Annotated in this window: 21 protein-coding genes and 1 tRNA gene; 14 read left to right on the top strand and 8 right to left on the bottom strand. The window is 43.2% G+C overall.

The window, feature by feature from the left end:
- Positions 1-41: 41 nt before the first annotated feature.
- Positions 42-413: an RNA-binding S4 domain-containing protein gene (locus tag EAG18_RS06290; RefSeq protein WP_125251537.1), complete on the bottom strand. Its 372-nt coding sequence runs from the start codon at positions 411-413 to the stop codon at positions 42-44.
- Positions 414-612: 199 nt separating this feature from the next.
- Between EAG18_RS06290 and EAG18_RS06295 the strand changes: the two genes are divergently transcribed.
- Complete coding sequence (locus EAG18_RS06295) at positions 613-882, top strand: hypothetical protein (protein ID WP_125251538.1); 270 nt, start codon at positions 613-615, stop codon at positions 880-882.
- Positions 883-962: 80 nt separating this feature from the next.
- Positions 963-1622 carry a hypothetical protein gene (locus tag EAG18_RS06300; protein WP_125251539.1) on the top strand — a complete coding sequence of 220 codons (660 nt, stop codon included), beginning with the start codon at positions 963-965 and terminating at the stop codon, positions 1620-1622.
- On the opposite strand, the gene EAG18_RS06305 is transcribed toward EAG18_RS06300, so the two are convergent.
- Positions 1599-2579: an extracellular solute-binding protein gene (locus EAG18_RS06305; RefSeq protein WP_247652034.1), complete on the bottom strand. Its 981-nt coding sequence runs from the start codon at positions 2577-2579 to the stop codon at positions 1599-1601. The genes EAG18_RS06300 and EAG18_RS06305 overlap by 24 nt on opposite strands.
- Positions 2580-2735: 156 nt before the next feature.
- Between EAG18_RS06305 and EAG18_RS06310 the strand changes: the two genes are divergently transcribed.
- Entirely contained in the window at positions 2736-5393 is a 2658-nt protein-coding gene (locus tag EAG18_RS06310) for an EAL domain-containing protein (protein ID WP_125251541.1), read from the top strand.
- 98 nt (positions 5394-5491) lie between these two features.
- A complete protein-coding gene (locus tag EAG18_RS06315) occupies positions 5492-6310 on the top strand; it encodes an arylamine N-acetyltransferase (protein ID WP_275557239.1) in 819 nt (272 codons plus the stop codon).
- 79 nt (positions 6311-6389) lie between these two features.
- Here EAG18_RS06315 and cysQ read toward each other — a convergent pair whose 3' ends face one another.
- The 6 genes from cysQ to cysG are packed head-to-tail and all read right to left on the bottom strand — an operon-like array spanning position 6390 to position 13308.
- Complete coding sequence (gene cysQ, locus EAG18_RS06320) at positions 6390-7160, bottom strand: 3'(2'),5'-bisphosphate nucleotidase CysQ (RefSeq protein WP_125251543.1); 771 nt, start codon at positions 7158-7160, stop codon at positions 6390-6392.
- Positions 7161-7163: 3 nt separating this feature from the next.
- The gene (cysC, locus tag EAG18_RS06325; RefSeq protein WP_125251544.1) at positions 7164-7760 is read right to left on the bottom strand and encodes an adenylyl-sulfate kinase; all 597 of its coding nucleotides are present in this window, start codon (positions 7758-7760) and stop codon (positions 7164-7166) included.
- Between the two features lie 11 nt (positions 7761-7771).
- Positions 7772-9496 carry an SLC13 family permease gene (locus EAG18_RS06330; RefSeq protein WP_185745561.1) on the bottom strand — a complete coding sequence of 575 codons (1725 nt, stop codon included), beginning with the start codon at positions 9494-9496 and terminating at the stop codon, positions 7772-7774.
- A 33-nt stretch (positions 9497-9529) separates the two neighbouring features.
- Positions 9530-10945 (bottom strand): sulfate adenylyltransferase subunit CysN, encoded by a 1416-nt coding sequence (gene cysN / locus EAG18_RS06335; RefSeq protein WP_125251546.1) that lies wholly within the window; start codon positions 10943-10945, stop codon positions 9530-9532.
- A complete protein-coding gene (gene cysD, locus EAG18_RS06340) occupies positions 10945-11844 on the bottom strand; it encodes a sulfate adenylyltransferase subunit CysD (protein ID WP_125251547.1) in 900 nt (299 codons plus the stop codon). Before cysD ends, cysN begins: the two co-directional genes overlap by 1 nt.
- Positions 11845-11886: 42 nt before the next feature.
- Entirely contained in the window at positions 11887-13308 is a 1422-nt protein-coding gene (cysG, locus tag EAG18_RS06345; protein ID WP_125251548.1) for a siroheme synthase CysG, read from the bottom strand.
- Between the two features lie 350 nt (positions 13309-13658).
- Between cysG and deoC the strand changes: the two genes are divergently transcribed.
- From deoC to rpoB, 10 genes are all read left to right on the top strand, one after another.
- On the top strand, positions 13659-14414 hold the full coding sequence (gene deoC / locus EAG18_RS06350; RefSeq protein WP_125251549.1) for a deoxyribose-phosphate aldolase: 756 nt from the start codon (positions 13659-13661) through the stop codon (positions 14412-14414).
- On the top strand, positions 14392-14892 hold the full coding sequence (locus EAG18_RS06355) for a hypothetical protein (protein ID WP_125251550.1): 501 nt from the start codon (positions 14392-14394) through the stop codon (positions 14890-14892). Before deoC ends, EAG18_RS06355 begins: the two co-directional genes overlap by 23 nt.
- Positions 14893-14988: 96 nt before the next feature.
- Positions 14989-15065: transfer RNA gene (locus tag EAG18_RS06360), tRNA-Trp, on the top strand.
- 133 nt (positions 15066-15198) lie between these two features.
- Positions 15199-15576: a preprotein translocase subunit SecE gene (gene secE / locus EAG18_RS06365; RefSeq protein WP_010376231.1), complete on the top strand. Its 378-nt coding sequence runs from the start codon at positions 15199-15201 to the stop codon at positions 15574-15576.
- Positions 15577-15580: 4 nt separating this feature from the next.
- On the top strand, positions 15581-16138 hold the full coding sequence (gene nusG, locus EAG18_RS06370; protein WP_010376230.1) for a transcription termination/antitermination protein NusG: 558 nt from the start codon (positions 15581-15583) through the stop codon (positions 16136-16138).
- A 166-nt stretch (positions 16139-16304) separates the two neighbouring features.
- A complete protein-coding gene (rplK, locus tag EAG18_RS06375) occupies positions 16305-16733 on the top strand; it encodes a 50S ribosomal protein L11 (RefSeq protein WP_099642992.1) in 429 nt (142 codons plus the stop codon).
- 6 nt (positions 16734-16739) lie between these two features.
- Positions 16740-17444 (top strand): 50S ribosomal protein L1, encoded by a 705-nt coding sequence (gene rplA, locus EAG18_RS06380; protein ID WP_125251551.1) that lies wholly within the window; start codon positions 16740-16742, stop codon positions 17442-17444.
- A 335-nt stretch (positions 17445-17779) separates the two neighbouring features.
- Positions 17780-18274, top strand: a complete 495-nt coding sequence (gene rplJ, locus EAG18_RS06385) for a 50S ribosomal protein L10 (protein ID WP_125251552.1) — start codon at positions 17780-17782, stop codon at positions 18272-18274.
- Positions 18275-18345: 71 nt separating this feature from the next.
- On the top strand, positions 18346-18708 hold the full coding sequence (gene rplL, locus EAG18_RS06390; protein ID WP_125251553.1) for a 50S ribosomal protein L7/L12: 363 nt from the start codon (positions 18346-18348) through the stop codon (positions 18706-18708).
- A gap of 347 nt (positions 18709-19055) precedes the next feature.
- Entirely contained in the window at positions 19056-23081 is a 4026-nt protein-coding gene (gene rpoB, locus EAG18_RS06395; RefSeq protein ID WP_125251554.1) for a DNA-directed RNA polymerase subunit beta, read from the top strand.
- Positions 23082-23084 lie beyond the last annotated feature (3 nt).

Raw genomic sequence — 23084 nt, forward strand, 5'->3', positions numbered from 1 at the left:
GGTGAGAAAAGAGTTGTGGTTTGCTGTCAAAGCGATACGAGTTAACCAAAAGAAATGGGCTTACGGCCTGTATTTTTGTCCACTTGTGTGTAAGATTTTCCCGACTTTTGTCGTTTTTTCTTACTGGCAGTCGGCGTGGCAGTTGATGGTTTTGGTGTTGCAACTGCTCTAGGCTGTGGTGTCGCGTCTGGTGCTAACGTTAAATGAAATTCATCGCCATCAAAATGCAGAATATCGCCCGAGTAAATCTTTTTACGTTTTTGCGTACATATTTCATCGTTGACTGCTACATAACCTTCAGTGATCAATAACTTTGCATGTCCTCCAGTTTCTGCTAAGTCGAGCACTTTCAAAAGGTTGCACAACTCTATCGGCTCTTCTTCGAGCTCAATTTCAATAAACCCATCTTGCATTTTTATAACCTCAACATGCCGTATTTACCTAACACAGCGAGTGTCTTATTGCCTTATACGACAGTATATAAAATTACTACGATTAATGACGAAACTTTTTTGCTAAAACCTGTGTCTTTAACATTACTGAAGTATTTGGTGTGTATTTTGCAGGTCGTCCACGCGATTTGTTTTTATCAGTATGTTAATGGAGGCAACGATGGGGATTCGCACAGCATTGAGAAAAGAGCTTATGCAGGTCGATAAGACAGATCTAATGACCGCGGATGATGTACGTCACTATGTCAATGAGTCGCTTACTCAAGCCAAAGACAAGCTCTCAGTCATCTCACGTTTTAATGAGCATCACAGTCAAATCCAAGCAGGGTTACCGAGTCAAGAGCAACATTTACATCATCAACAGCACCATCTTTTCAAAGATATTCTTTATCCAAAATCTGCAGTTGAAACTTGGCTATCTAGGTGTTAACTTGGAGCAAAAATAGCACCAAACTTGAAGGTAAGTGGATAATATAATTCAGCCTCAAGTTATCGTGCTCAAGGATGAATATGAGATATATTTATTTAGTAGCCGCTTGCTTGCTGAGCGGTTGTAGTACCCAAACTTTACACATTTTTGAATCAGGGCTAGACGACACCACAAGACAAAATCTGATGCGTGAGTTAGCGCAGCGAGAGGTTAATTTTCGCTTTACTTCACTGCCTGTTCCTGAAAAGTATGATAGTGCACGTTTGAATATTGCGCCGATGACATCGGGTGAAAGATGGCTTGGAGAAGTTGAGGCTGCTGTAAAAGCGGTTGGTTTTGAATCGCTCACCACTTCTGAATTTAACATGGAAGGGCATCGCTATACTCCTGGGAATGCTGGGCTGTACTTGGTTAAAAATAGAGCCGTGCAGTTACTTCCAAACCTATTATTTTCTCATCAATGTGACGATGCGCTGCAATTGCAGCTCAACCCAAGGGGGAGCTGGGAGCAGGTTGGGAGCCACTACCAAGGTCGCTGGCGTTATGAAGGTGGTCATCTTACCTTGACGTGGCGTGAAAATGATAACAAATACCCCTATCAACAAGTATATTCAGAGCGTGAGCACAGTGTACAAACCCTACAGGGTCCAAAGCCGGCTAAGACATTTACCAGAATACAATTAGCCAAACGACCTGTACCAATATTTAATTGTGACTTACAGGTGATTTTCGCTAATTGATTTAATCACCGCCTGTGCTCGTTTGACTTGCTTTAGACCTTGTTTGATTTGTTCAATAGCTGGATGAAACGGCACACGGTTGTATTGTGCGCTGCCAAGGACAGGATATTCGTGAAGTAACTCAGCATACATAGACTGGGTACTTGGTTTTAATAAAAACTCCACAAACTGCATGGCTGCCTTGGCATTAGGCGCATGTCGTGAAATTGCTGCTGTGGTTGTGGAAACTGGAGTTTTACCCGAGTGCATTTTTATATGGTGGATCTCGAGTTGCTCTGCCAGTATCTTGTCTCTTTTATTGTCAGAGTGGTGCATCATTAGCCAGTAATAATGATTAGCAAACGCCAGTTCACATTGCCCAAGAGCAAGTGCTCTAAGTTGATCTCTATCACCGCCAACTGGGCGTTTTGCTAGCAATGTATTGGCTTGTTCTAGCCACATGTAATCACCAGAGTATGAAGAAGTATAGAGTATTGATGCCAGAGCGAGGTTATAACTATGAGACCACTGACGAATACAAAACTTCCCTTTAAATTGTGGCTTATTCAGATCAGAATAAACCTGTGGTAACGGTGTATTTGAAGCTTTTCTTCTAAATATGGCGCGAGTTCGCATCGAAACGCTGACCCAGCGTTTATCATCATCTTTAAACGCAGGATTAATGATGTGCCAACTTCCAATCTCATCTAATGGGCGTAGTAGATCTTTATAGTCATGCAATTGGATCAGATCAGAAGTCAGTAGTACGTCTGCTTGCGAGTTAATTCCATCAGTTCTTAAGCGTGAGAGGAGCTGCTGTGACTTGCCATTGACGAGATTGACACTTATGCCCGTCTCTTGCTCAAAAGCGTGAATAACAGGTTGGATAAGCTTGTATTTTCGAAATGAATAAACGTTAACTTGTGGCTGTGATGATTGCAGCGCGATGGCTTGATCAAAATGTACCCAAAAAAGCAAAAAAAGGAAAAGTTTACTTTTATTCATTGTAAATAAGAATTATTATCGAATGGCAGTAGCATACAATGTTTAGTAAATATGTCCAGATTTAAACGACCGCTAATTAGTAATATCAAAGATGTTAAAGCCTTGCGTACCATACGGCGATGCTTGCCAATGTTTGGTTTATTGTTTTTGTTTACGTCTTTGCTCTACGTAGGCGTGATTGTCAATATTTACTACCAAGAGCAGCTAGATCATAAACAAGAGCAGGAGTTATCAAGGCTTGAGTATTTACTTAATGGTAAATTGCAACATGTGGCTCATTTGCTTTATTCAATAGATGCTTATTTAAACCGACATCAAAGTGCTGATTTTTATGAAATTGCTCAGTCTCAGCTAGCTACAACCAATTTAGGGTTAAGTATGGAAACATATGTATTGGTTGAGCCCGGACAGTTCTCTGCACTTGAAACCGCACAGCGAAATCGTGGTTATTTTGACTTTAAAATCCGTCATAACGAGGTAAGTGAATCTGGCCGCTGGTTGGTGGTGACTAAAGCTGCACCCGTCTCAGAAGTTGGTCAAACAGTGGGGCAGGCTGAGCTTTTGACAGAAGATATATTTACTCAACAAAATCAAAATGCACTATCTACTTTTGTGTGGCCAAATCAAAAGAAGCTCAGCCTCTTAATACAGCAAGCTAAAGGGGACGAGTTTAACGTAATACTTGGGTTAAGCTTTGAATTACCTATTTTGCTGGAATCATTATTTGGTCAACTCTACCAACAACGCAAACAGCATCTCGTGGTTGCCTCCAAGGGGGAGGCTATTTATAGTTCCGATTGGCAACAGCAATTTGCTTTGGATGAATTCACACCAAGTGCTGAGCGAACCATCAACTTCTATGGTATGCCCATTACCATGCAGTTGTTTGATGAGCCTCTTTTGCATCCCAGCTGGTTAAATAATCATAAAATCTTAATTGTGCTTTTCTTATCCGTTATCACTGTGTGTATTCTTTTGGTTTGGTTGCAGCTGCAACAGCTAAAGAATCGCAACAAAACAGTAAATAATCTCGTGGTTGAGAGAACCAAACGATTGGAAATTACCAATCAAAGGTTACAAAGCGAGTCAAATAAACGACTAGGGGCACTGCAGCAACAGGTAGCGGCTGAACGAAAGTATAAAAGCCTGTTTATCAATAGTCATGAAGGGCTATTCGTTTTAAATCAAGATGGCAACATAGTAGACTCAAACCCGGCATTCAATCAGCTTTTGTTTGCGGGCAATCCGCCTAAGCCTGAAACCAGTTTTGCGACACTCATGCAAGATTATGAGTGCAAAGATCTATGGCAAGGCATTGTAACGAATAAGCACGCGCACCAAGAAATGGAGTGGCTGGCAACGTCTGAGTGTGGTGAGCATATTTGGCTTAGGCACTCAGGCAACTGGTTGCATCTCCCTGATTCATGTTTGTATGAAGGCCGAGTAACAGATATTACTCAAGGGAAATTACTTCAAGAGCAGCTGAGGTATAAAGCGCAACATGATAGCCTCACCGATCTCCTTAACCGACAAAGTTTTATTTCCTTAGTTGATAAAGTGCGCGAAAAACAGAGCGCAAAATATACACTGTTATACATTGATTTAGATAGGTTTAAATTGATAAATGACATGTTAGGACATCAAGCTGGCGATAAGTTATTAGCCGAGTTTGCTTCGCGCATGCGGGGGTTGCTAAGTGGTTACGCTGAGATTGCACGACTTGGAGGCGATGAGTTTGCCGTCCTCATTGATGATAAGCAACTACCGCAGCCGATAGAAGGGGTATTAGAAGATGTTTTAGTACAGATCCGTGCACCCTTTTCACTAAAAGATCAAGCGCATAGTGTAAGTGGCAGTATAGGAGTAAGGCATTTCACAACACCTTGCATCAGCTGTGATGCTGAAAAGTTACTGCATGATGCTGATATTTCGATGTATGAAGCCAAAAAGCGCGGCAAAAATACGTATCATATTTTTACTAACGCGATTGCTAACGAGGCGGGACGAAAGATTCAATTGGAGCAGGCATTGAACGTGATGAACCCTGTTCAAGAGCTGACGTTAAATCTGCAGCCTGTGTATTGTCAGCAAGGTAAATGCTTGAAGGGGTTTGAAGCATTGTTACGATGGCACAATCCTTTGCTCGGTGATGTAAGCCCAGCTGAGTTTATTCCCATCGCTGAGCAGTGTGGAAAAATTACCATGCTTGGTCAGTGGGTTTTTGAACAAGCGCTGAGTTTCATTCATGATGTGGGGGATGACAGTATGTTTGTTGCTGTCAATGTGTCTCCGTTACAGCTACATTCTCAGCAATTTGTGGATTGGCTGATAGAACAGTGTGAAGTCGCGTCGATCTCTGTATCACAAATTAAGCTAGAGCTAACCGAATCTGCGATGATGGCAGAGGAGAATATGCTAGTTGAGCCATTAAAACGCTTACATGACGCAGGATTTGGGATCTATATTGATGACTTTGGTACTGGTTACAGCAGTCTGGCTAGGCTCAATCATCTGCCAATTGACGGAGTAAAAATCGATAGATCATTTATCGCAGGGATTGAGTATGATGACAAAGCCGAGCAGCTTATTGAGGCAATTTGCGCTATTGCTAAGAGCTTCAATCTTGTCGTAACAGCAGAAGGGATAGAAACGGCGGCGCAATTAGCTGTGATGTCTCGGCTTTATTGTCAGCAAAGTCAGGGGTATTTAATGTCAAAACCTTTATCAGTAGAGCGCGCAAAGCACCTACTTTTATCAGACTCAAAAATACATCAGTTGTTTGCATGATGTTGATGGTAAAAAGTTTATATTAAGTATTGACCTAAACTTAAGTCGAGGTTTTAACCTGCTCCCATCAACTTAAGGATTCAGTGATGGAATTAGCAATGAATATAAAAAATTACCTAGATAGCTTGTCTCTAGAGCAGGGCTCAGGCCTTGCACTTGTAACTGAGTTGCAGCAAAAACATTTAGATCGATACGCCTTTTCAAGTATTAATGCTATGTATGGTGAACGCTTATTACTTGATGAAGACGCTTTATTTAATCGCCTAATCACCCAAAAGCAAGGTGGCTATTGTTTTGAACAAAATAAGATTGCCTATTTGGCGTTACAACAGCTAGGCTTTACGGTTCGACCTGTGCTTGCAAGGGTAATGCTCAATGGTCAACAGGACAACCCTCGCTCTCATCGCATGACGCTACTAGAACTGGAAGGGGAAGAGTATTTAGTTGACGTTGGTTTTGGGGTAAAGTCTCCCCGAGCACCCATCAATATCAACCAAGCGCTTAGTATACAAGGACGCCAAACTTATCAGGTACAAAAATCATCTGATTATGTGAAAGTGACATTGTTAGAGGAAGGAGAAGCTCCGCTCACTTTGTATCATGTTGACTTGGGTGAAATCATTGAATCAGATTGTGAAATCGGCCATTTTTTCTCTCATCAACACCCTGATGCTGGGTTTGTCAATAACTTGATTGTATCTCGTGTCAGTCATTGCCATCGCTACTTGATCCGAAACCAAAGCTACTTTGAATGGCATGAGTGCGATGGAAATGTAGTAGAGCAACCGATCGAAAGCTTTGCACAGCTTGAGAAGTTAGTAAGAGAACAATTTTCTTTAACTGTACCCAGCGAAGTTTTAAAACAGGTGTACGATAAAGTACTGACTCGGGCTGCGAATAAACCAACCAATACTTAGCATAAGTAAACCCTACGCCAAGATTGGCGGTATCGGTTGAGTTAATCTCGGGCTAACATGTATAAGCGATTATGTGGTATCACTCTTCTAATCTAGACACCACAAAGTAGGGATTGAGATAGTCAGCTTTTTGGTTATACCGTAGCGGCTCACCATTGAGCTGGGCTACGCTTGCTCCAGCGATATTTGCAACTGCATGTCCAGCGCCTGTATCCCATTCAGAAGTGGGGCCTAGGCGTGGGTATACATCGGCTTTGCCTTCTGCGACTAAGCATAACTTCAATGAGCTTCCCTTTGGTACCATATCAACTTGTTCAAAACGGGTAAGATATTGTGCAAGATCAGCTGACGGGTGGGAGCGCGAACCAACCACTTTAATTACGCCTTGGTTTGGTTTAGTGGTGACTTTAAGTTCAATGCGCGCTTCACCGGTTTGTTTGAAAGCGCCAATGCTTTGTTCAGCGAGGTAGCTTTCATTGAGTGCCGGAGCATGAACGACACCCAGAATGGGTTCGCCGTTGTTGATAAGCGCGATGTTGACGGTAAACTCCCCATTTTTTTTGATAAATTCCTTTGTGCCATCGATTGGGTCAACTAGCCAGTATGATTGCCACTGGCGGCGTTCTTCCCAGTCAATTACCGCACTTTCCTCGCTTAAAATTGGGAGCTCTGGGGTAAGTTCTTTTAGTCCTGCAACTATCACTTTATGTGCAGCAAGATCTGCCTCAGTGACTGGACTCTCATCTTCTTTAAATTCAATGTTAAAGTCCTTGGCATAAATCTTCATAATTGCTTCACCAGCGCGAATACTCAGATTTAATACTTCTTCTAGCAGATCCGTATGATTCATGACTTACCTTATGATATTTTTTGACAGTAGATACTCTATTAGTTGCTGGACAGAACATTCCAACGACTGCTCAGAAGTATTTAAACATATTTCTGGGTTAATTGGGGGCTCATACGCAGAATCAATGCCGGTAAAATGTTTTATCTCGCCTGCACGCGCTTTTTTATACAGTCCTTTTGGGTCTCGCTGCTCACAAACGTCGAGTGGAGTATCAAGGTAAACCTCAATAAACTCACCTTCAGACACCAAGTCACGAACCATATCTCGCTCGGCTTGAAAAGGCGAAATAAAAGCGGTGAGCACGAGCAGTCCGGCATCGACCATTAGCTTACTTAACTCACCAACCCGGCGAATATTTTCGACACGATCAGCATCGCTAAATCTTAAATCTTTACAGAGCCCATGTCTGACATTATCGCCATCTAATAGATAGGTATGTATATTTCGCGCTAACAGTGCATGTTCTAAGGCATTGGCTACAGTACTTTTCCCCGAGCCTGAAAAGCCAGTAAACCAAAGTATACAAGGTCTATGAGCTTTTAATTGGCTGCGTTTGGTTTTATCTACGGCATAGTGATGCCAAACAATATTTTCGTCCATATTCTGCTCTGTTAAAATGGAAAGACAAATGGAATTACAATGAGTACCGTTGCGGAATAAATCAACGACAAGGGCAGCCCTATGGTGATGTAGTCACGAATACGGTAGTTGCCTGCGCTATACACCATTAGGTTTGTTTGGTAACCAAATGGTGAAATAAAACTTGCTGATGCACCAAACGCGACCGCCATCACAAAAGGCAAGGGGTTGACCCCAAAGCCGCTCGCGAGTGCATAGGCAACCGGAAATGACAGTGCGGCTGCCGCGTTGTTAGTAATAAGCTCTGTAAATACTACCGTCATCACAAAAATAGCGATAAAGGCACCATAAGGACCAAAATCTCCGAGTAGCCACAGCAGGCTAGATGAAATTTCAGCTGCCAACCCAGTTTCAATCATGAGTTTGGCGAGCCCAATTGCACTGCCGACGATCGCGACCAGCTCGATGGGAAAGCGACGTTTCATCTCAGGGACTTTAATAGTACCAAGTAGTACAAGTGCGCCTAATAAAACAATTAGCCCTTTAACTAGCGGCACAATACCAAAGATACTCAAGCCAATGACGGTGGTAAAACTGGCCAACACCGTATTAGACTTATTGCTAGAAAGGTGTGCTTGAAGGTCTAGTCCTGAAATATAGACAAACTCGCGTTTCAGGTTTGGCAGTGCATAAAAGTCACTACTCGGTGCCAAAATTAATGAGTCACCTGCTTGTAACTTAACTTGCCCAATCCCTCCTTGTAGTCGATCATGTCCACGACGAATGGCGATAATCGCAGCATGAAACTGTTCTCTAAAGCGGATCTCTTTAATGGTTTTCCCTAAGAACCGAGACGATTGGCTAACAACGACTTCGACTAAATGCTCCACGTCTTTTTCGTGTTTATCATGGACTATCTTGAGTCCATCAAAACGTTGCAAGAGGGGGACTGAATTGATGTCTCCAACAAATAATAATACGTCGCCTGAAAGGATCTCTTGTTGTGGCGTAACTGCACAAATACGCCTTTCTCCACGTATGATTTCGGCAAGGAATAAGTCTTTCAAGTCGCGCAGACCATTTTCCTCTACGGTACGACCGACGAGTTTTGAGCTAGGCTCTACTCTTCCTTCAAGATAGAACGGCACCACTTCGTCATCATTTTTTCCATTATCAGGCAAATACTTAAGCATGATGGTGATAGTCACCAAACCAACGGCCAAAACCGCCAGTCCTACTAAGGTAAAATCAAAGAAGCCAAATGGCGCCATACCAGCTTCAACAGCAAAACCATTGACGATTAAGTTTGTTGATGTCCCTATTAATGTCAAAGTTCCACCTAAGATGGCGGTATATGACAATGGGAGTAGAAGCTTAGAGGGGGCGTGGGTTTTACTCTCCTTAACCTTAGTAATGAGAGATGCCACTACAGCTGTATTATTGGTAAAAGAAGATAAAAATGCAGTTGATAGTCCAAGCTTTAAAACCGCTTTTGTTAAGCTCCCTTGTGCCATTGACTGGGCAAGTTTGCTTACCAGCGTTGTTTTTTCTATTGCTATGGAAACCAAAATGAGCAAAACAAGCGTGATCAACGAAGGATTAGCATAATTGGCTAGCATGGATTCTAAATCGATCAGTCCAGTCAAATAGCTCGTTGCAATTGCACCTGTAAACAGCCAAGCTGCGTTAATACGTGTGGCAAATAGACACACGATTAACGCTAGCATAATGCCTGTTAAAATGACTTGTTCCATAATACTGTCATACCTCGACTAACAGGCGCTGGTGCATTATTTTAATTTCGAAATATCAAGCGCTTGCCAATGTGGAAAATGCTTGCGAACTAATGCGTTAAACTCAATCTCAAAGTCGCTAAATTGACTTGAGGATGTGGTGGTCGCAGTTTGTACCTCTGCTACCATACCTGCACCAATGGTTAGGTTGGTGAGGCGGTCAATTAAAATGAACGAGCCAGTCTCATGATTGTGGCTATACTCGTCAGCAACTACATTTTCAGTCAGCTCGAGTGTTACAATGGCAATTTCATTTAATGACAATGAATCTGCCTGGCCATGCTCAAGAGTATTGACATCAATGGTATAGTCAATGTGCGTTATGGTTGCAGTGGTTTTCTTGCTACCTAGTTTGATATTGTAGCTCTTACCAAGTTGTAGCGGCGTTTCATGCATCCATACAAGCTTAGCACTAAGTTTATTGGTAACTTGAGCGCTGGAGTTGGCTGGCACAATGACATCTCCACGGCTGACATCTACTTCGTCATTGAGGGTGATGGTGAATGCTTGACCCGTTTCTGCCTGTGCTAGGTTACCATCAAATGTCACCAACTCTTTAATCGTTGACGTTTTGCCTGAAGGTAGGATCTTAACGGCGTCACCTACACGTAAGTTGCCAGATGTTAGAGTTCCCTGAAATCCACGAAAATCTAAGTTTGGTCGCACTACATACTGTACTGGGAAGCGCGCTTCGAATGTGTGATTCGGTTCTGCTGCCGGAGAATCTTCGAGTAGCTCAAGTAGTGGCTTATCATTGTAATAAGGTGTTTTTTCTGAGCGATTAACAACGTTGTCACCTTTCAATGCAGACATGGGTACAAAGCGAATATCTTCTACATTCAGTTGCTCAGCAAACTTTAAATAGTCAGCTTTAATGCGTTCAAAAACGGCTTCTTCAAAGTCAACAATATCCATTTTGTTTATCGCGACTACAAACTGCTTGATGCCTAAAGAGTCACAGATAAAACTATGACGCTTTGTTTGTACTTGAACACCATATCGGGCATCAACCAGAATAATGGCTAAATCACTGGTCGAGGCTCCTGTTACCATGTTGCGGGTGTATTGCTCGTGTCCCGGCGTATCGGCAATAATAAATTTACGCTTCGCTGTCGAGAAATAGCGGTAAGCCACATCAATGGTAATACCTTGTTCACGCTCAGCCTGTAAGCCATCAACAAGTAATGCTAAATCTAGCTCTTCACCAGCATTGCCGACTTTTTCATTGTCTTTGTGTAGTGCCGCTAGTTGGTCTTCATAAATTTGGTGACTATCGTGGAGCAGGCGACCAATCAGTGTTGACTTACCGTCATCAACGCTGCCACAGGTCATCATACGCAACAAGCTTTTGTCTTGTTGACGCGTTAAATAGGTTTCAATGCCTAATTCTTTTACTTCATTTGCCGTTGACATTAGAAATACCCCTCACGCTTTTTCTTCTCCATTGACCCTGCTGAATCATGATCAATGACTCGGCCCTCACGCTCTGACGACGTTGATAGCAACATCTCTTCAATAATACCAGTTAATGTATCTGCTTCTGACTCAACAGCGCCCGTTAGCGGGTAGCAGCCAAGTGTTCTGAAGCGTACAGATTTCATTTCCGGCACTTCACCTTCAGCAAGTGGCATACGATCATCATCAACCATGATAAGTGTACCGTTTCTTTCTACTACCGGGCGGGGCTTAGAGAGATACAACGGAACGATTTCAATTTGCTCTTGATAGATGTATTGCCAAATATCAAGCTCAGTCCAATTAGATAATGGGAATACGCGGATGCTCTCACCAGGATTCACTTGGCCGTTATAGGTATTCCACAGCTCTGGTCGTTGATTTTTTGGATCCCAGCGGTGATGTTTATCTCTAAATGAGTAAACTCGCTCCTTTGCTCTGGATTTCTCTTCATCACGACGGGCGCCGCCAAATGCAGCGTCAAAGCCATATTGGTCAAGAGCCTGCTTTAGGCCTTGTGTTTTCATAATGTCGGTATGCTTGGCGGAGCCGTGGACGAAGGGGCTAATATTCATTTCGAGCCCTTCAGGGTTTTTGTGCACAAGCAATTCAAAGCCATATTCTTTTGCTAAGCGATCGCGAAATTCAATCATCTCTCTGAATTTCCAGTTAGTATCAACATGGAGCAAAGGAAATGGTATTTTTGCAGGGAAGAATGCCTTTCTCGCCAGGTGCAGCAGTACCGAAGAGTCTTTGCCAATAGAATACAACATTACTGGGTTTTCAAACTCAGCGGCAACCTCACGAATAATCTTTATGCTCTCAGCTTCTAATTGCTGGAGATGAGTTAAAGCCATGATTTATGTCCTACTTATAAATTTAACTATCTTGTACAGTGATTACGCAACTTGCGTAATCGGTTGAGCGAAACTGCTTATTTGATTGTTCTTATTAAACCAAGCTAGTTGCTCATGTAATGCAGCGACCTCACCGATTATCAGCAGAGCAGGCGAGCATATACTATGTTCATCGATTGCTTTGGCTAATTGGTCAAGCTGTGTTCTTATTACCCGCTGTGATTGTCGCGTGCCATTCTCAACTATGGCGACAGGGGTGCTAGGTGAACGACCATGCGCAAGCAATTGTGCTTGAATATGGGGAGATTTGATCACACCCATGTAAACCGCGAGGGTTTGGTTGGCTTTCGCTAACCCCTCCCAATCTAATTCTTGGCCATCTTGTTTACAGTGGCCAGTAACGAATTGGATCGCTTGAGCATGATCTCTATGCGTTAGCGGGATCCCTGCATAGGCGCTACAGCCAGCTGCTGCTGTGATCCCAGGTACGATTTGATATTGGATCCCATGCTCTGCAAGTACTTGAACTTCTTCTCCACCTCGGCCATAAATAAAGGGATCTCCCCCTTTTATACGACAAACTTTCTTGCCTTGTTTTGCGAGATCTAACAGAATTTGATTGGTTTGCTCTTGCTTTACACTATGGTTACCTGCTTTTTTACCGACGCAGATCAAATCAGCGTCGCGACGTACAAGTTCCATTATTTCATCAGAAACTAGATAGTCGTACACTACCACATCGGCTTGCTGCATTAGTTGTAATGCCTTAAGCGTCAGTAGCTCTGGGTCGCCAGGGCCCGCACCGACGACATAAACCTCGCCTTCAGGTGAAGGAGTACTTGCTAACATGGCTTCAAGTTGCATTTGTGCACTTTCATTATTGCCAGCTTGTACTTCACTAACTACATTTGAATCGAAAACTGATTCCCAAAATTGTCGTCTATCAGCAAAGTGCTTAAAACGTGACTTTACCTTATGTCTAAATTGACCCACTAAATTCGCAAGTGGGCCGATATGTTGAGGTATCAGTGTCTCTAATTTTTCACGTAAGCGCCTTGCAAGTACCGGAGCTGTGCCTGCACTGGATATGGCGATGGTAATTGGATTTCTGTCGACAATAGAGGGGAAGATAAAGTTGCACTTCGGTTGGTCATCGACAACGTTGACAAATAAGTTACGTGCTTCTGCTAATTGCGCGACTTCGGCGTTGACAGCTTCAATGTCGGTGGCTGCAATTACCAGCATCGCATTATCTAAATCTGTTTCGTCAAACTTTTTATTTCTAAGTGTCACTTGAGCTTCGGCAGCAAGTGTTTCAAGTTCAGCGCAAAATATTGGAGCGACTAGCGTAACAGCTGCGTTTACTTTTAAAAAAGCACGGCACTTTCTGAGTGCAACTTCACCACCGCCTATGATTAACACAGGTTTATTTTCTAATTTGGTAAAAATAGGCAAGTATTGCACAGCGACCTCTTAACTTTTTGATAATGGATGTCAGACCGGTGTCCAGCATCATTGATAGTTGGCAGCATATAGAGTTGCAAAACGAGGAAAAAATAATTTAAACCGACCCCATATAACCAAAAGTTATAAAAATCACGGTTTAAATTAATTTTTCTATTTTTTCATGCGGTTAAGTTTGTTTTGACCCAGCCTAAGTTAATATATAGCCTTTGGTTATGAGTTATTCATTATAAAGTAGCAAGAGCCACAGTATGGGTAGTTATCCATCAAAGTGCGGACATTTGTCCTATTGCTGTTTTAGCGTATGCTTTTAACTTGGCTTTCTAAATACAGTGAAAAGGAAAACAATAATGACAGTTAAAGCTGATGCTCAGCTGGCACTGAGTTTGATGGATTTAACCTCGTTGAAAGACAATGACACTACGCAAAGTATCATGGCGTTGCTAGACAGCATAGATCCAACTATTGGTTTACCTGCCGCCATTTGCGTGTACCCACAATTCGTCACACTGGTGAAGCAGCAACTGCAAATACGCCAGTGGCAAACAATAAAAGTAGCAACGGTTACAAACTTTCCGTCAGGGGAACAAAAGCTAGAGCAAGTACTGAAACAGACTCAGCAGGCCATTGCCGATGGCGCTGATGAGATAGACCTGGTATTGCCTTATCAACAATTGATAGCCGGAGACCCTGATACGCCATGGCAATATGTACAATCTAGTAAGGCGCTGTGTGCGGGGAAAGCCAAACTAAAAGTGATTATTGAAAGTGGTGTGCTAGCAACATCTAAGTTAATTGCAGAAGCGTCGCAATTAGCGATTATGGCGGGTGCTGACTTTGTCAAAACAAGTACTGGCAAGGTTACGGTGAATGCAACACCTGAAGCGGCTGAAGTGATCTTGCAGGTCATTAAAAATAGCGGTAAAGACGTTGGTTTCAAAGCGGCAGGTGGCGTAAAGTCTGTGACTGAAGCCCAAGTCTATTTACGCATGGCAGAGGAGATTATGGGCGCAAATTGGTTGAACGCTGATAATTTTAGGTTCGGTGCTTCAAGCTTATTGAGTGATGTTGCAGTGGTTGTAAATGGACAGAGCAAGCGAAGCTGAAAAAATTAAATTAGAGCATGATGCCGTGAAACTGTTTTTACGTTGCTATGAAGAACAGTTTTCGGTACCTATGCGTCATATTTGGCATAACCAGCCAAATAAGCCGGATGTGAGCTGCTATCAAGGAGAATACAAACTTGATATAGAGGTTGCCCATTTTTATGCCAGCGAACAAGAAGCCATGGCGGTGCTCGGGCGTCCATTATCACTTTCTATTCAACGCGAATTGGCGGCAATGAGTCAAACTGTTAATAGCGATCCTTTAAGTATCGGGCTGCAACGTCTGTTAAATCAAAAAGCTAAAAAGAAATATGATTCAGAGCGCGTATGGCTACTAATTCGAAATGCTAGCCCCATTTATCATAGTGAGGATTTTAAACGTCTCAAAAACAGCTGGGCGATACCGGATAGCCATCCATTTGAGGAGGTTTGGCTACTTTGTGATTTTTATCAAGGGGAGCTTTTGCAGCTTTTTTAATCGCGATACAAATTCAAGATCTGATTAATTGCTACTTTGCACATCTTTTACACTTGTTTTCGTTTGCTTCGTCAGTATAATGGGCATCCACTTTGCAGGGGCGTAGTTCCAATTGGTAGAACAGCGGTCTCCAAAACCGATGGTTGCGGGTTCGAGTCCTGCCGCCCCTGCCAATTCAGCAACAAGTCCACATTTAAAATAACGTGACCCAAAACCACTTAAGTCGCTTATTTGTAAATTTGGATTGAATGGATTTACCCTGTTCTATGCAGGGTTGTTGTGTCTGTATTTAAGGTAAAATTGATTATGAGCACTAATGTTGAAAACTCGTCAAGCTCGATGGACACGGTAAAGTGGCTAGCTGCTATTGCACTTCTAACTGGTGCCGTAGTTGGTAATTATCTATATGCCGATTTATCTGTTTTAGTACGCGCTGTTGGCGTAGTTGCAGCTATCGCTGCGGCTTTGGGCATTTTGGTAACGACTGAGAAAGGCCGTACCTTTATCGCTTTTGCTAAAGAATCACGTATTGAAGTACGTAAAGTTATCTGGCCAACGCGTCAGGAAGCGACTCACACTACTTTCATCGTGATCATTGCAACGGTGATTATGGCATTAATCCTATGGGGATTAGATGGTATACTTTTCCGTGCAGTAGGCTTTTTAACTGGATTGGAGATCTGATCCCATGTCGGATGAGAATAAAGAAAAGAAATTACGTTGGTACGTGATCCAAGCGTTTTCAGGTTTTGAAAAACGCGTAGCACAAACCATTATCGAGCATATTAAAATCGAAGGGCTAGAAGACCTATTCGGTGAGATCCTTGTGCCGACTGAAGAAGTGGTTGAAATGCGTGCAGGTCAGAAACGTAAATCTGAGCGTAAATTCTTCCCTGGCTATGTCTTGGTTCAAATGGTAATGGACGATGCGTCTTGGCACTTGGTGAATAGCACACCACGTGTAATGGGCTTTGTTGGTGGTACGTCAGACCGCCCTGCACCAATCAGTCAGAAAGAAGCTGATCGTATTCTTAACCGTCTGCAAGAAAACGCGGAAGCACCGAAACCAGCGACATTGTTTGAACCTGGTGAAGTCGTTCGTGTTACCGATGGTCCATTTGCTGACTTCAACGGTGTGGTTGAAGAAGTGGATTACGAAAAGAGCCGCTTAAAGGTATCGGTACTTATTTTCGGTCGTTCAACGCCTGTAGACCTAGAATTTGGTCAGGTTGAGAAAGACAAGTAAAATCTAACTTGAAAAAGTTGTCAAAGGCCGCTGATTAATCTATAATCAGCGGCCTTTTTGTTATTGCGTAAAAAACGCGACAAAAAGACTGTTTTTTTAACTGGGAAGCCGTTTGAGTACGCGTCCTCGCGCGCACGAGGCAAAGACCCACAATTGAGGTATTATCATGGCTAAGAAAGTTGAAGCTTTAATCAAGCTACAAGTTGCTGCTGGTATGGCTAACCCTAGTCCTCCAGTAGGTCCTGCACTAGGTCAACACGGTGTGAACATCATGGAATTCTGTAAAGCGTTCAACGCACGTACAGAGTCTCTAGAGAAAGGTGCACCTGTTCCTGTAATTATTTCTGTTTACAGTGACCGTTCATTCACTTTTGACATGAAGACTCCACCTGCTGCATACCTTCTTAAGAAGGCAGCTGGTATCAAGTCTGGTTCTGGTCGTCCTAACACTGAGAAAGTTGGTACAGTTACTCGTGCTCAACTTGAAGAGATCGTTGAGATGAAACGTCCAGATCTTACTGCTGCTGATATGGATGCAGCTGTACGCACGATCGCAGGTTCTGCACGTGCAATGGGCTTGAACGTAGAGGAGTAATAGAGAATGGCTAAATTAACTAAGCGTATGCGTACTATCCGCGAAAAAGTGGATGTCACTAAAGAGTACGAAATCAACGAAGCTGTTGCTCTTCTTAAAGAACTTGCTACTGCTAAGTTTGTTGAAAGTGTAGACGTTGCTGTAAACCTGGGTATCGATGCTCGTAAATCTGACCAAAACGTACGTGGTGCAACTGTACTTCCTCACGGTACTGGTCGTGAAGTACGCGTAGCGGTATTCACTCAAGGTGCAAATGCTGAAGCTGCTAAAGAAGCTGGTGCTGATTTAGTAGGCATGGAAGACCTTGCTGAGCAAGTTAAAAAAGGCGAAATGAACTTTGACGTTGTTGTTGCTTCTCCAGATGCAATGCGCGTTGTTGGTCAACTAGGTCAAATCCTAGGTCCACGTGGTCTTATGCCTAACCCTAAGACAGGTACTGTAACACCTAACGTTGCAGAAGCTGTTAAGAACGCTAAAGCTGGTCAGGTTCGTTACCGCAACGACAAAAACGGTATCATCCACACTACTATCGGTAAAGTAGACTTTGACGCTAACCAACTTCAAGAAAACCTTGAAGCGCTAATCATTGCGCTTAAGAAGGCTAAGCCTTCTACTGCAAAAGGTACTTTTGTGAAGAAAGTAAGCATCTCTACTACGATGGGTGCAGGTGTTGCTGTAGACCAAGCTACACTAAATACTCAAGTAGTATAATTTAGAGTTTGGCGTTTACATGGCGTAAAAATTAGACTATAATATTGCGCCATTTTGTAGAGAAGTGTGCTTCTTTACAAAGCAAAGAATTCGGGTTGAAGCGTATAATTTCGAAAATTGTTGTCTTAATAGTCTACAATAAATCGATAAATTGCGTTTCCGTCCAAGACCGTAGGTGCAAAAGCTTGCTTTTGCTTAATTAATCGCCTACGTAGACGGTGTGAATCCCAGCTAGATTTTCCTAATCTTCTGGTTCTCGCCGTAAAAAGCAGCTCTACTTCGGTAGAGTAAAGTAGAACTGGGAAGTTTTTCCCAACAAACCAGGAGTAACACCCATGGCTTTAAATCTTCAAGACAAAAAGGCAATTGTTGCTGAAGTCAACGAAGCTGCCAAAGGTGCTCTATCTGCAGTTGTTGCAGATTCTCGTGGTGTGACAGTAGACGCGATCACTGCTCTTCGTAAAGAAGCTCGTGAAGCGGGTGTATGGATGAAAGTCGTTCGTAACACTCTAGCTAAACGTGCTGTTGAAGGCACTGACTATGAATGTCTTAACGAGTCGCTAGTAGGCCCAAGCCTAATCGCTTTCTCTTCAGAGCACCCAGGTGCTGCTGCGCGTATCTTTGCTGATTTCGCGAAAAAGAACGAAGCATTTGAGCTTAAAACTGCTGCATTCGAAGGTAACATCGTTGACGTAGAAATGCTTGCTAAGCTACCTACTTACGACGAAGCTGTTGCACGCTTAATGAGCGCTATGAAAGAAGCGTCTGCCGGTAAATTGTGTAAAACAATTGAAGCAGTACGTGTACAGAAAGCTGAGCAAGCTGCTTAATCCAAGCACCGCTCCTTTCATCAATAAATTTTTAGAACCACTTGGGTTCGTGAATAATTAGGAAATTTGAAATGTCTGTAACTAAAGACCAAATCCTTGACGCGATTGCTGAAATGTCAGTAATGGAAGTTGTTGAACTAGTTGAAGCTATGGAAGAGAAGTTCGGTGTAACTGCAGCTGCTGCTGTTGTTGCTGCTGGCCCTGCTGAAGCTGCTGAAGAAAAGACTGAGTTCGACGTAATCCTAGCTGCTGCTGGCGGTAACAAAGTTGCTGCAATCAAAGCGGTACGTGGCGCAACAGGTCTAGGCCTTAAAGAAGCTAAGGCGCTAGTTGAGTCTGCTCCTGCACCTATCAAAGAAGGTGTATCTAAGGACGAAGCTGAAGCACTTAAGAAAGATCTTGAAGAAGCTGGTGCTGAAGTTGAGATCAAGTAATCTAGCTCCCGCTAGGTTCGCTGCCTGAGAAATCAGGCAAGGGCTGGTGATTATTTAATCACCGGCCTTTTTGCGCTATAGAGCGATGTATTTCTATCGTGCATATAACTTCAAATTTCAGTGTAATTTTCAATAACTTAGATCTTTGTTGAAAATCGCAATGGCGTTTGAAGATACACTGTCTTGGTTACACTAGAACTTCAATAAAGCGCAACTGATGCGTATTAAAGTCCCTAGTTAAGCAAGTTAGTGTGACAATTTAGATGTTGTTATCATGGCTTAGATGCCAGTGAAGTCTGTTCAATTTTGGACAGGTTGGGTCAAAGATCAGCAAGCTGAGGAACCCCATGGCTTACTCTTATTCTGAAAAGAAACGTATCCGTAAGGATTTTGGTAAACGTCCACAGGTTTTGGATATACCTTTCCTACTGCAAATGCAGTTGGAATCGTTCGATAAGTTCATTGCGCCTGACGCTGATGGTGATACTGGACTGGAAGCTGCATTCCGTTCTGTATTTCCTATCAAGAGCTACTCGGGCAATTCTGAGCTTCAATACGTTAGTTATCGTATTGGCGAGCCAGTATTTGACGTTAAAGAATGTCAAATCCGCGGTGTGACATATTCTGCTCCACTTCGCGTTAAACTACGTCTTGTGCTAATGGACAAAGATGCACCTGGCACGGTCAAAGACATAAAAGAGCAAGAAGTTTACATGGGCGAAATCCCGCTCATGACTGACACCGGTACTTTTGTAATTAATGGTACTGAGCGTGTTATCGTTTCTCAGCTACACCGTTCACCTGGTGTATTCTTTGATAACGACCGTGGTAAATCACATTCATCTGGTAAAGTACTATATAACGCACGTGTAATTCCTTACCGTGGTTCATGGTTAGACTTTGAATTCGATGTAAAAGATAACCTTTACGTACGTATTGACCGTCGTCGTAAATTACCTGCATCTATCATCTTACGTGCACTTGAGTACACGACTGAAGAGATTTTGGCACTATTCTTTGAGACAACCAGTTTCGAAGTAAAAGATGGTAAAGTGTTGATGGAGCTTGTACCTTCACGTCTGCGTGGTGAAACCGCAGCATTTGACATCAAAGATGCAAATGGTGATGTACTAGTTGAGCAAGGCCGTCGTATTACTGCACGTCATATTAAGAGTATCGAAAAGCAAGGTATTGATACCCTTGAAGTACCGCATGAGTACATCATTGGGCGTATCGTTGCTAACAACTATATTGACGAGTCAACAGGCGAAATCATTGCAGAAGCGAACGCTGAGCTTTCTCTTGAGCTTATGGCTGAGCTGGTAAAAGCTGGTCACACGAAGATTGATACCCTTTATATCAATGAAGTCGACAGCGGTGCGTACATGTCAGAAACAGTACGTATTGACTCTACAAATAACCGCCTAGAGGCATTGGTAGAAATCTACCGCATGATGCGCCCTGGTGAGCCACCGACAAAAGAAGCTGCAGAAGCGTTATTTGATAACCTATTCTTCTCTGAAGAGCGTTATGATCTATCGACTGTTGGTCGTATGAAGTTCAATAGCCGAGTTGGTTATGATTCAGACGAAGGCGAAGGCACGTTATCTAAAGAAGACATCGTTAGTGTGATGAAGGTGTTAATCGACATCCGTAACGGTAAAGGCGATGTAGATGATATCGACCACTTAGGTAACCGTCGTATTCGTTCTGTAGGTGAAATGGCAGAAAACCAATTCCGTGTAGGTCTTGTACGTGTTGAGCGTGCGGTACGTGAGCGTCTAAGTCTTGGTGACCTAGATAACGTTATGCCACAGGATTTGATCAACGCTAAGCCAATCTCAGCAGCAGTAAAAGAATTCTTTGGTTCTTCACAGCTTTCACAGTTTATGGATCAGAACAACCCGCTTTCAGAAGTAACGCACAAGCGTCGTATTTCTGCATTAGGTCCGGGTGGTTTAACACGTGAACGTGCAGGCTTCGAGGTACGAGACGTACACGTAACGCACTATGGTCGTGTTTGTCCAATCGAAACGCCTGAAGGTCCAAACATCGGTCTAATCAACTCACTATCTACTTACGCGCGTACAAACGACTATGGTTTCTTAGAGACTCCATACCGCAAAGTAGTAGATGGAATCGTTACTGACGATGTTGATTACCTATCAGCAATTGAAGAAGGTCAGTTCGTTATCGCACAGGCGAATACAACGCTAACTGATGATAACCAATTTGCTGAAGAACTAATTCCTTGTCGTTTTAAAGGTGAATCAACCTTTATGCCAAGCGACAGCATTCAGTATATGGACGTATCTCCACAGCAGGTAATCTCTGTGGCCGCGGCACTTATTCCATTCCTAGAGCACGATGACGCAAACCGTGCATTGATGGGATCGAACATGCAACGTCAAGCTGTACCTACACTACGTGCTGATAAGCCGTTAGTTGGTACTGGTATCGAGCGTACACTAGCAAAAGACTCTGGTGTAACTATCGTTGCGAAGCGTGGTGGTATTGTTAAATATGCTGATGCGAGCCGTATTGTTGTTAACGTTAATGAAGATGAGCGTATCCCTGGTGAAGCGGGTATCGACATCTATAACTTAACTAAGTACACACGCTCAAACCAAAACACTTGTATTAACCAGAAACCAACTTGTATGGTTGGTGAGCCGGTAGTACGTGGTGATGTACTTGCTGATGGTCCTTCAACAGACCTTGGTGACTTAGCACTTGGTCAAAACCTTCGTGTGGCGTTCATGCCTTGGAATGGTTACAACTTCGAGGATTCAATCCTACTTTCAGAGAACGTTGTAAAAGAAGATCGTCTAACGACTATCCACATCCAAGAGCTTCAATGTATTGCCCGTGATACTAAGCTTGGCCCAGAAGAGATCACTGCGGATATTCCAAACGTGGGTGAATCTGCACTTGGCAAACTTGATGAGTCTGGCGTTGTATACATCGGTGCTGAAGTAAAAGGCGGCGATATCCTTGTAGGTAAAGTAACACCTAAAGGCGAAACGCAGCTAACACCAGAAGAAAAGCTACTACGTGCAATCTTCGGTGAAAAAGCATCTGACGTAAAAGATAGCTCGCTACGTGTACCAAACTCAGTATCTGGTACAGTAATCGATGTACAAGTGTTTACGCGTGATGGCGTTGAAAAAGACAAACGTGCATTAGAAGTTGAAGAAATGCAGCTTCGTGAAGCGAAGAAAGACTTCAACGAAGAGTTTAGAATCCTTGAAGGCGGTATCCTAACTCACGCTCGTAACCTACTGATCAAAGCAGGTATGAGTGAAGAGCAAATAGCTGGCTTTAATACTGAGAAATTGCTAACGCAAAGTCTTGCGGATGAAGAGCATCAAGCAGAGCTTGAGCAACTAGCTGCACAGTATGACGAGCTTAAAGCTGACTACGACAAGCGCTTCGAGAACAAGCGTCGCAAGATCACTCAAGGTGATGACCTAGCACCTGGCGTACTTAAGATTGTTAAAGTATACCTAGCTGTTAAACGTCGTATCCAACCTGGTGATAAGATGGCTGGTCGTCACGGTAACAAGGGTGTTATTTCAACTATCGTTCCTGTTGAAGATATGCCTTACGATGACAAAGGTCGTACTGTAGACATCGTACTTAACCCTCTAGGTGTACCGTCTCGTATGAACATCGGTCAGATCCTAGAAACCCACATGGGTCTAGCTGCTCGTGGTATCGGTGAACGTCTTGAAGAAATGATGAAAGAGCAACGCGAAATTCATGAGCTGCGTGAATTCATCAAGAAAGCTTACGAAATTGGTGATTGTCGCCAGAAAGTAGATATTGCTAACTTCTCTGATGATGAAATCCGTCGCTTGGCAGCAAACCTTAAAGGTGGTCTACCAATCGCAACTCCAGCATTTGACGGTGCACGTGAAGCTGAAATCAAAGACATGTTAGAGCTTGGTGGTTATCCGAGAAGTGGTCAGGTTACGCTATATGACGGTCGTACTGGTGATGCGTTTGAGCGTCAGGTGACAGTGGGCTACATGTACATGCTGAAACTGAACCACCTAGTTGATGACAAGATGCACGCGCGTTCAACTGGTTCTTATAGCCTAGTAACTCAGCAGCCGCTGGGTGGTAAGGCACAGTTCGGTGGTCAGCGTTTCGGTGAGATGGAGGTATGGGCACTAGAAGCATACGGTGCTGCCTACACGCTACAAGAAATGTTGACAGTGAAGTCGGATGACGTAAACGGTCGTACCAAGATGTATAAAAACATCGTTGACGGTAACCACAAGATGGAACCGGGTATGCCTGAGTCGTTCAACGTATTGTTGAAAGAAATCCGCTCACTAGGTATCAACATCGAGTTGGAAGAAATTTAATCC

It is taken from the genome of Pseudoalteromonas sp. J010, assembly GCF_003934235.1.
GTDB classification, from domain to species: domain Bacteria; phylum Pseudomonadota; class Gammaproteobacteria; order Enterobacterales; family Alteromonadaceae; genus Pseudoalteromonas; species Pseudoalteromonas peptidolytica.

Bases quoted from the DNA above. Each gene is read 5' to 3' on its own strand.
- EAG18_RS06290 (WP_125251537.1), bottom strand. From the start codon at position 413: ATGCAAGATGGGTTTATTGAAATTGAGCTCGAAGAAGAGCCGATAGAG.
- EAG18_RS06295 (WP_125251538.1), top strand. From the start codon at position 613: ATGGGGATTCGCACAGCATTGAGAAAAGAGCTTATGCAGGTCGATAAG.
- EAG18_RS06300 (WP_125251539.1), top strand. From the start codon at position 963: ATGAGATATATTTATTTAGTAGCCGCTTGCTTGCTGAGCGGTTGTAGT.
- EAG18_RS06310 (WP_125251541.1), top strand. From the start codon at position 2,736: ATGTTTGGTTTATTGTTTTTGTTTACGTCTTTGCTCTACGTAGGCGTG.
- EAG18_RS06315 (WP_275557239.1), top strand. From the start codon at position 5,492: ATGAATATAAAAAATTACCTAGATAGCTTGTCTCTAGAGCAGGGCTCA.
- cysQ (WP_125251543.1), bottom strand. From the start codon at position 7,160: ATGAATCATACGGATCTGCTAGAAGAAGTATTAAATCTGAGTATTCGC.
- cysC (WP_125251544.1), bottom strand. From the start codon at position 7,760: ATGGACGAAAATATTGTTTGGCATCACTATGCCGTAGATAAAACCAAA.
- cysN (WP_125251546.1), bottom strand. From the start codon at position 10,945: ATGTCAACGGCAAATGAAGTAAAAGAATTAGGCATTGAAACCTATTTA.
- cysD (WP_125251547.1), bottom strand. From the start codon at position 11,844: ATGGCTTTAACTCATCTCCAGCAATTAGAAGCTGAGAGCATAAAGATT.
- deoC (WP_125251549.1), top strand. From the start codon at position 13,659: ATGACAGTTAAAGCTGATGCTCAGCTGGCACTGAGTTTGATGGATTTA.
- EAG18_RS06355 (WP_125251550.1), top strand. From the start codon at position 14,392: ATGGACAGAGCAAGCGAAGCTGAAAAAATTAAATTAGAGCATGATGCC.
- secE (WP_010376231.1), top strand. From the start codon at position 15,199: ATGAGCACTAATGTTGAAAACTCGTCAAGCTCGATGGACACGGTAAAG.
- nusG (WP_010376230.1), top strand. From the start codon at position 15,581: ATGTCGGATGAGAATAAAGAAAAGAAATTACGTTGGTACGTGATCCAA.
- rplK (WP_099642992.1), top strand. From the start codon at position 16,305: ATGGCTAAGAAAGTTGAAGCTTTAATCAAGCTACAAGTTGCTGCTGGT.
- rplA (WP_125251551.1), top strand. From the start codon at position 16,740: ATGGCTAAATTAACTAAGCGTATGCGTACTATCCGCGAAAAAGTGGAT.
- rplJ (WP_125251552.1), top strand. From the start codon at position 17,780: ATGGCTTTAAATCTTCAAGACAAAAAGGCAATTGTTGCTGAAGTCAAC.
- rplL (WP_125251553.1), top strand. From the start codon at position 18,346: ATGTCTGTAACTAAAGACCAAATCCTTGACGCGATTGCTGAAATGTCA.
- rpoB (WP_125251554.1), top strand. From the start codon at position 19,056: ATGGCTTACTCTTATTCTGAAAAGAAACGTATCCGTAAGGATTTTGGT.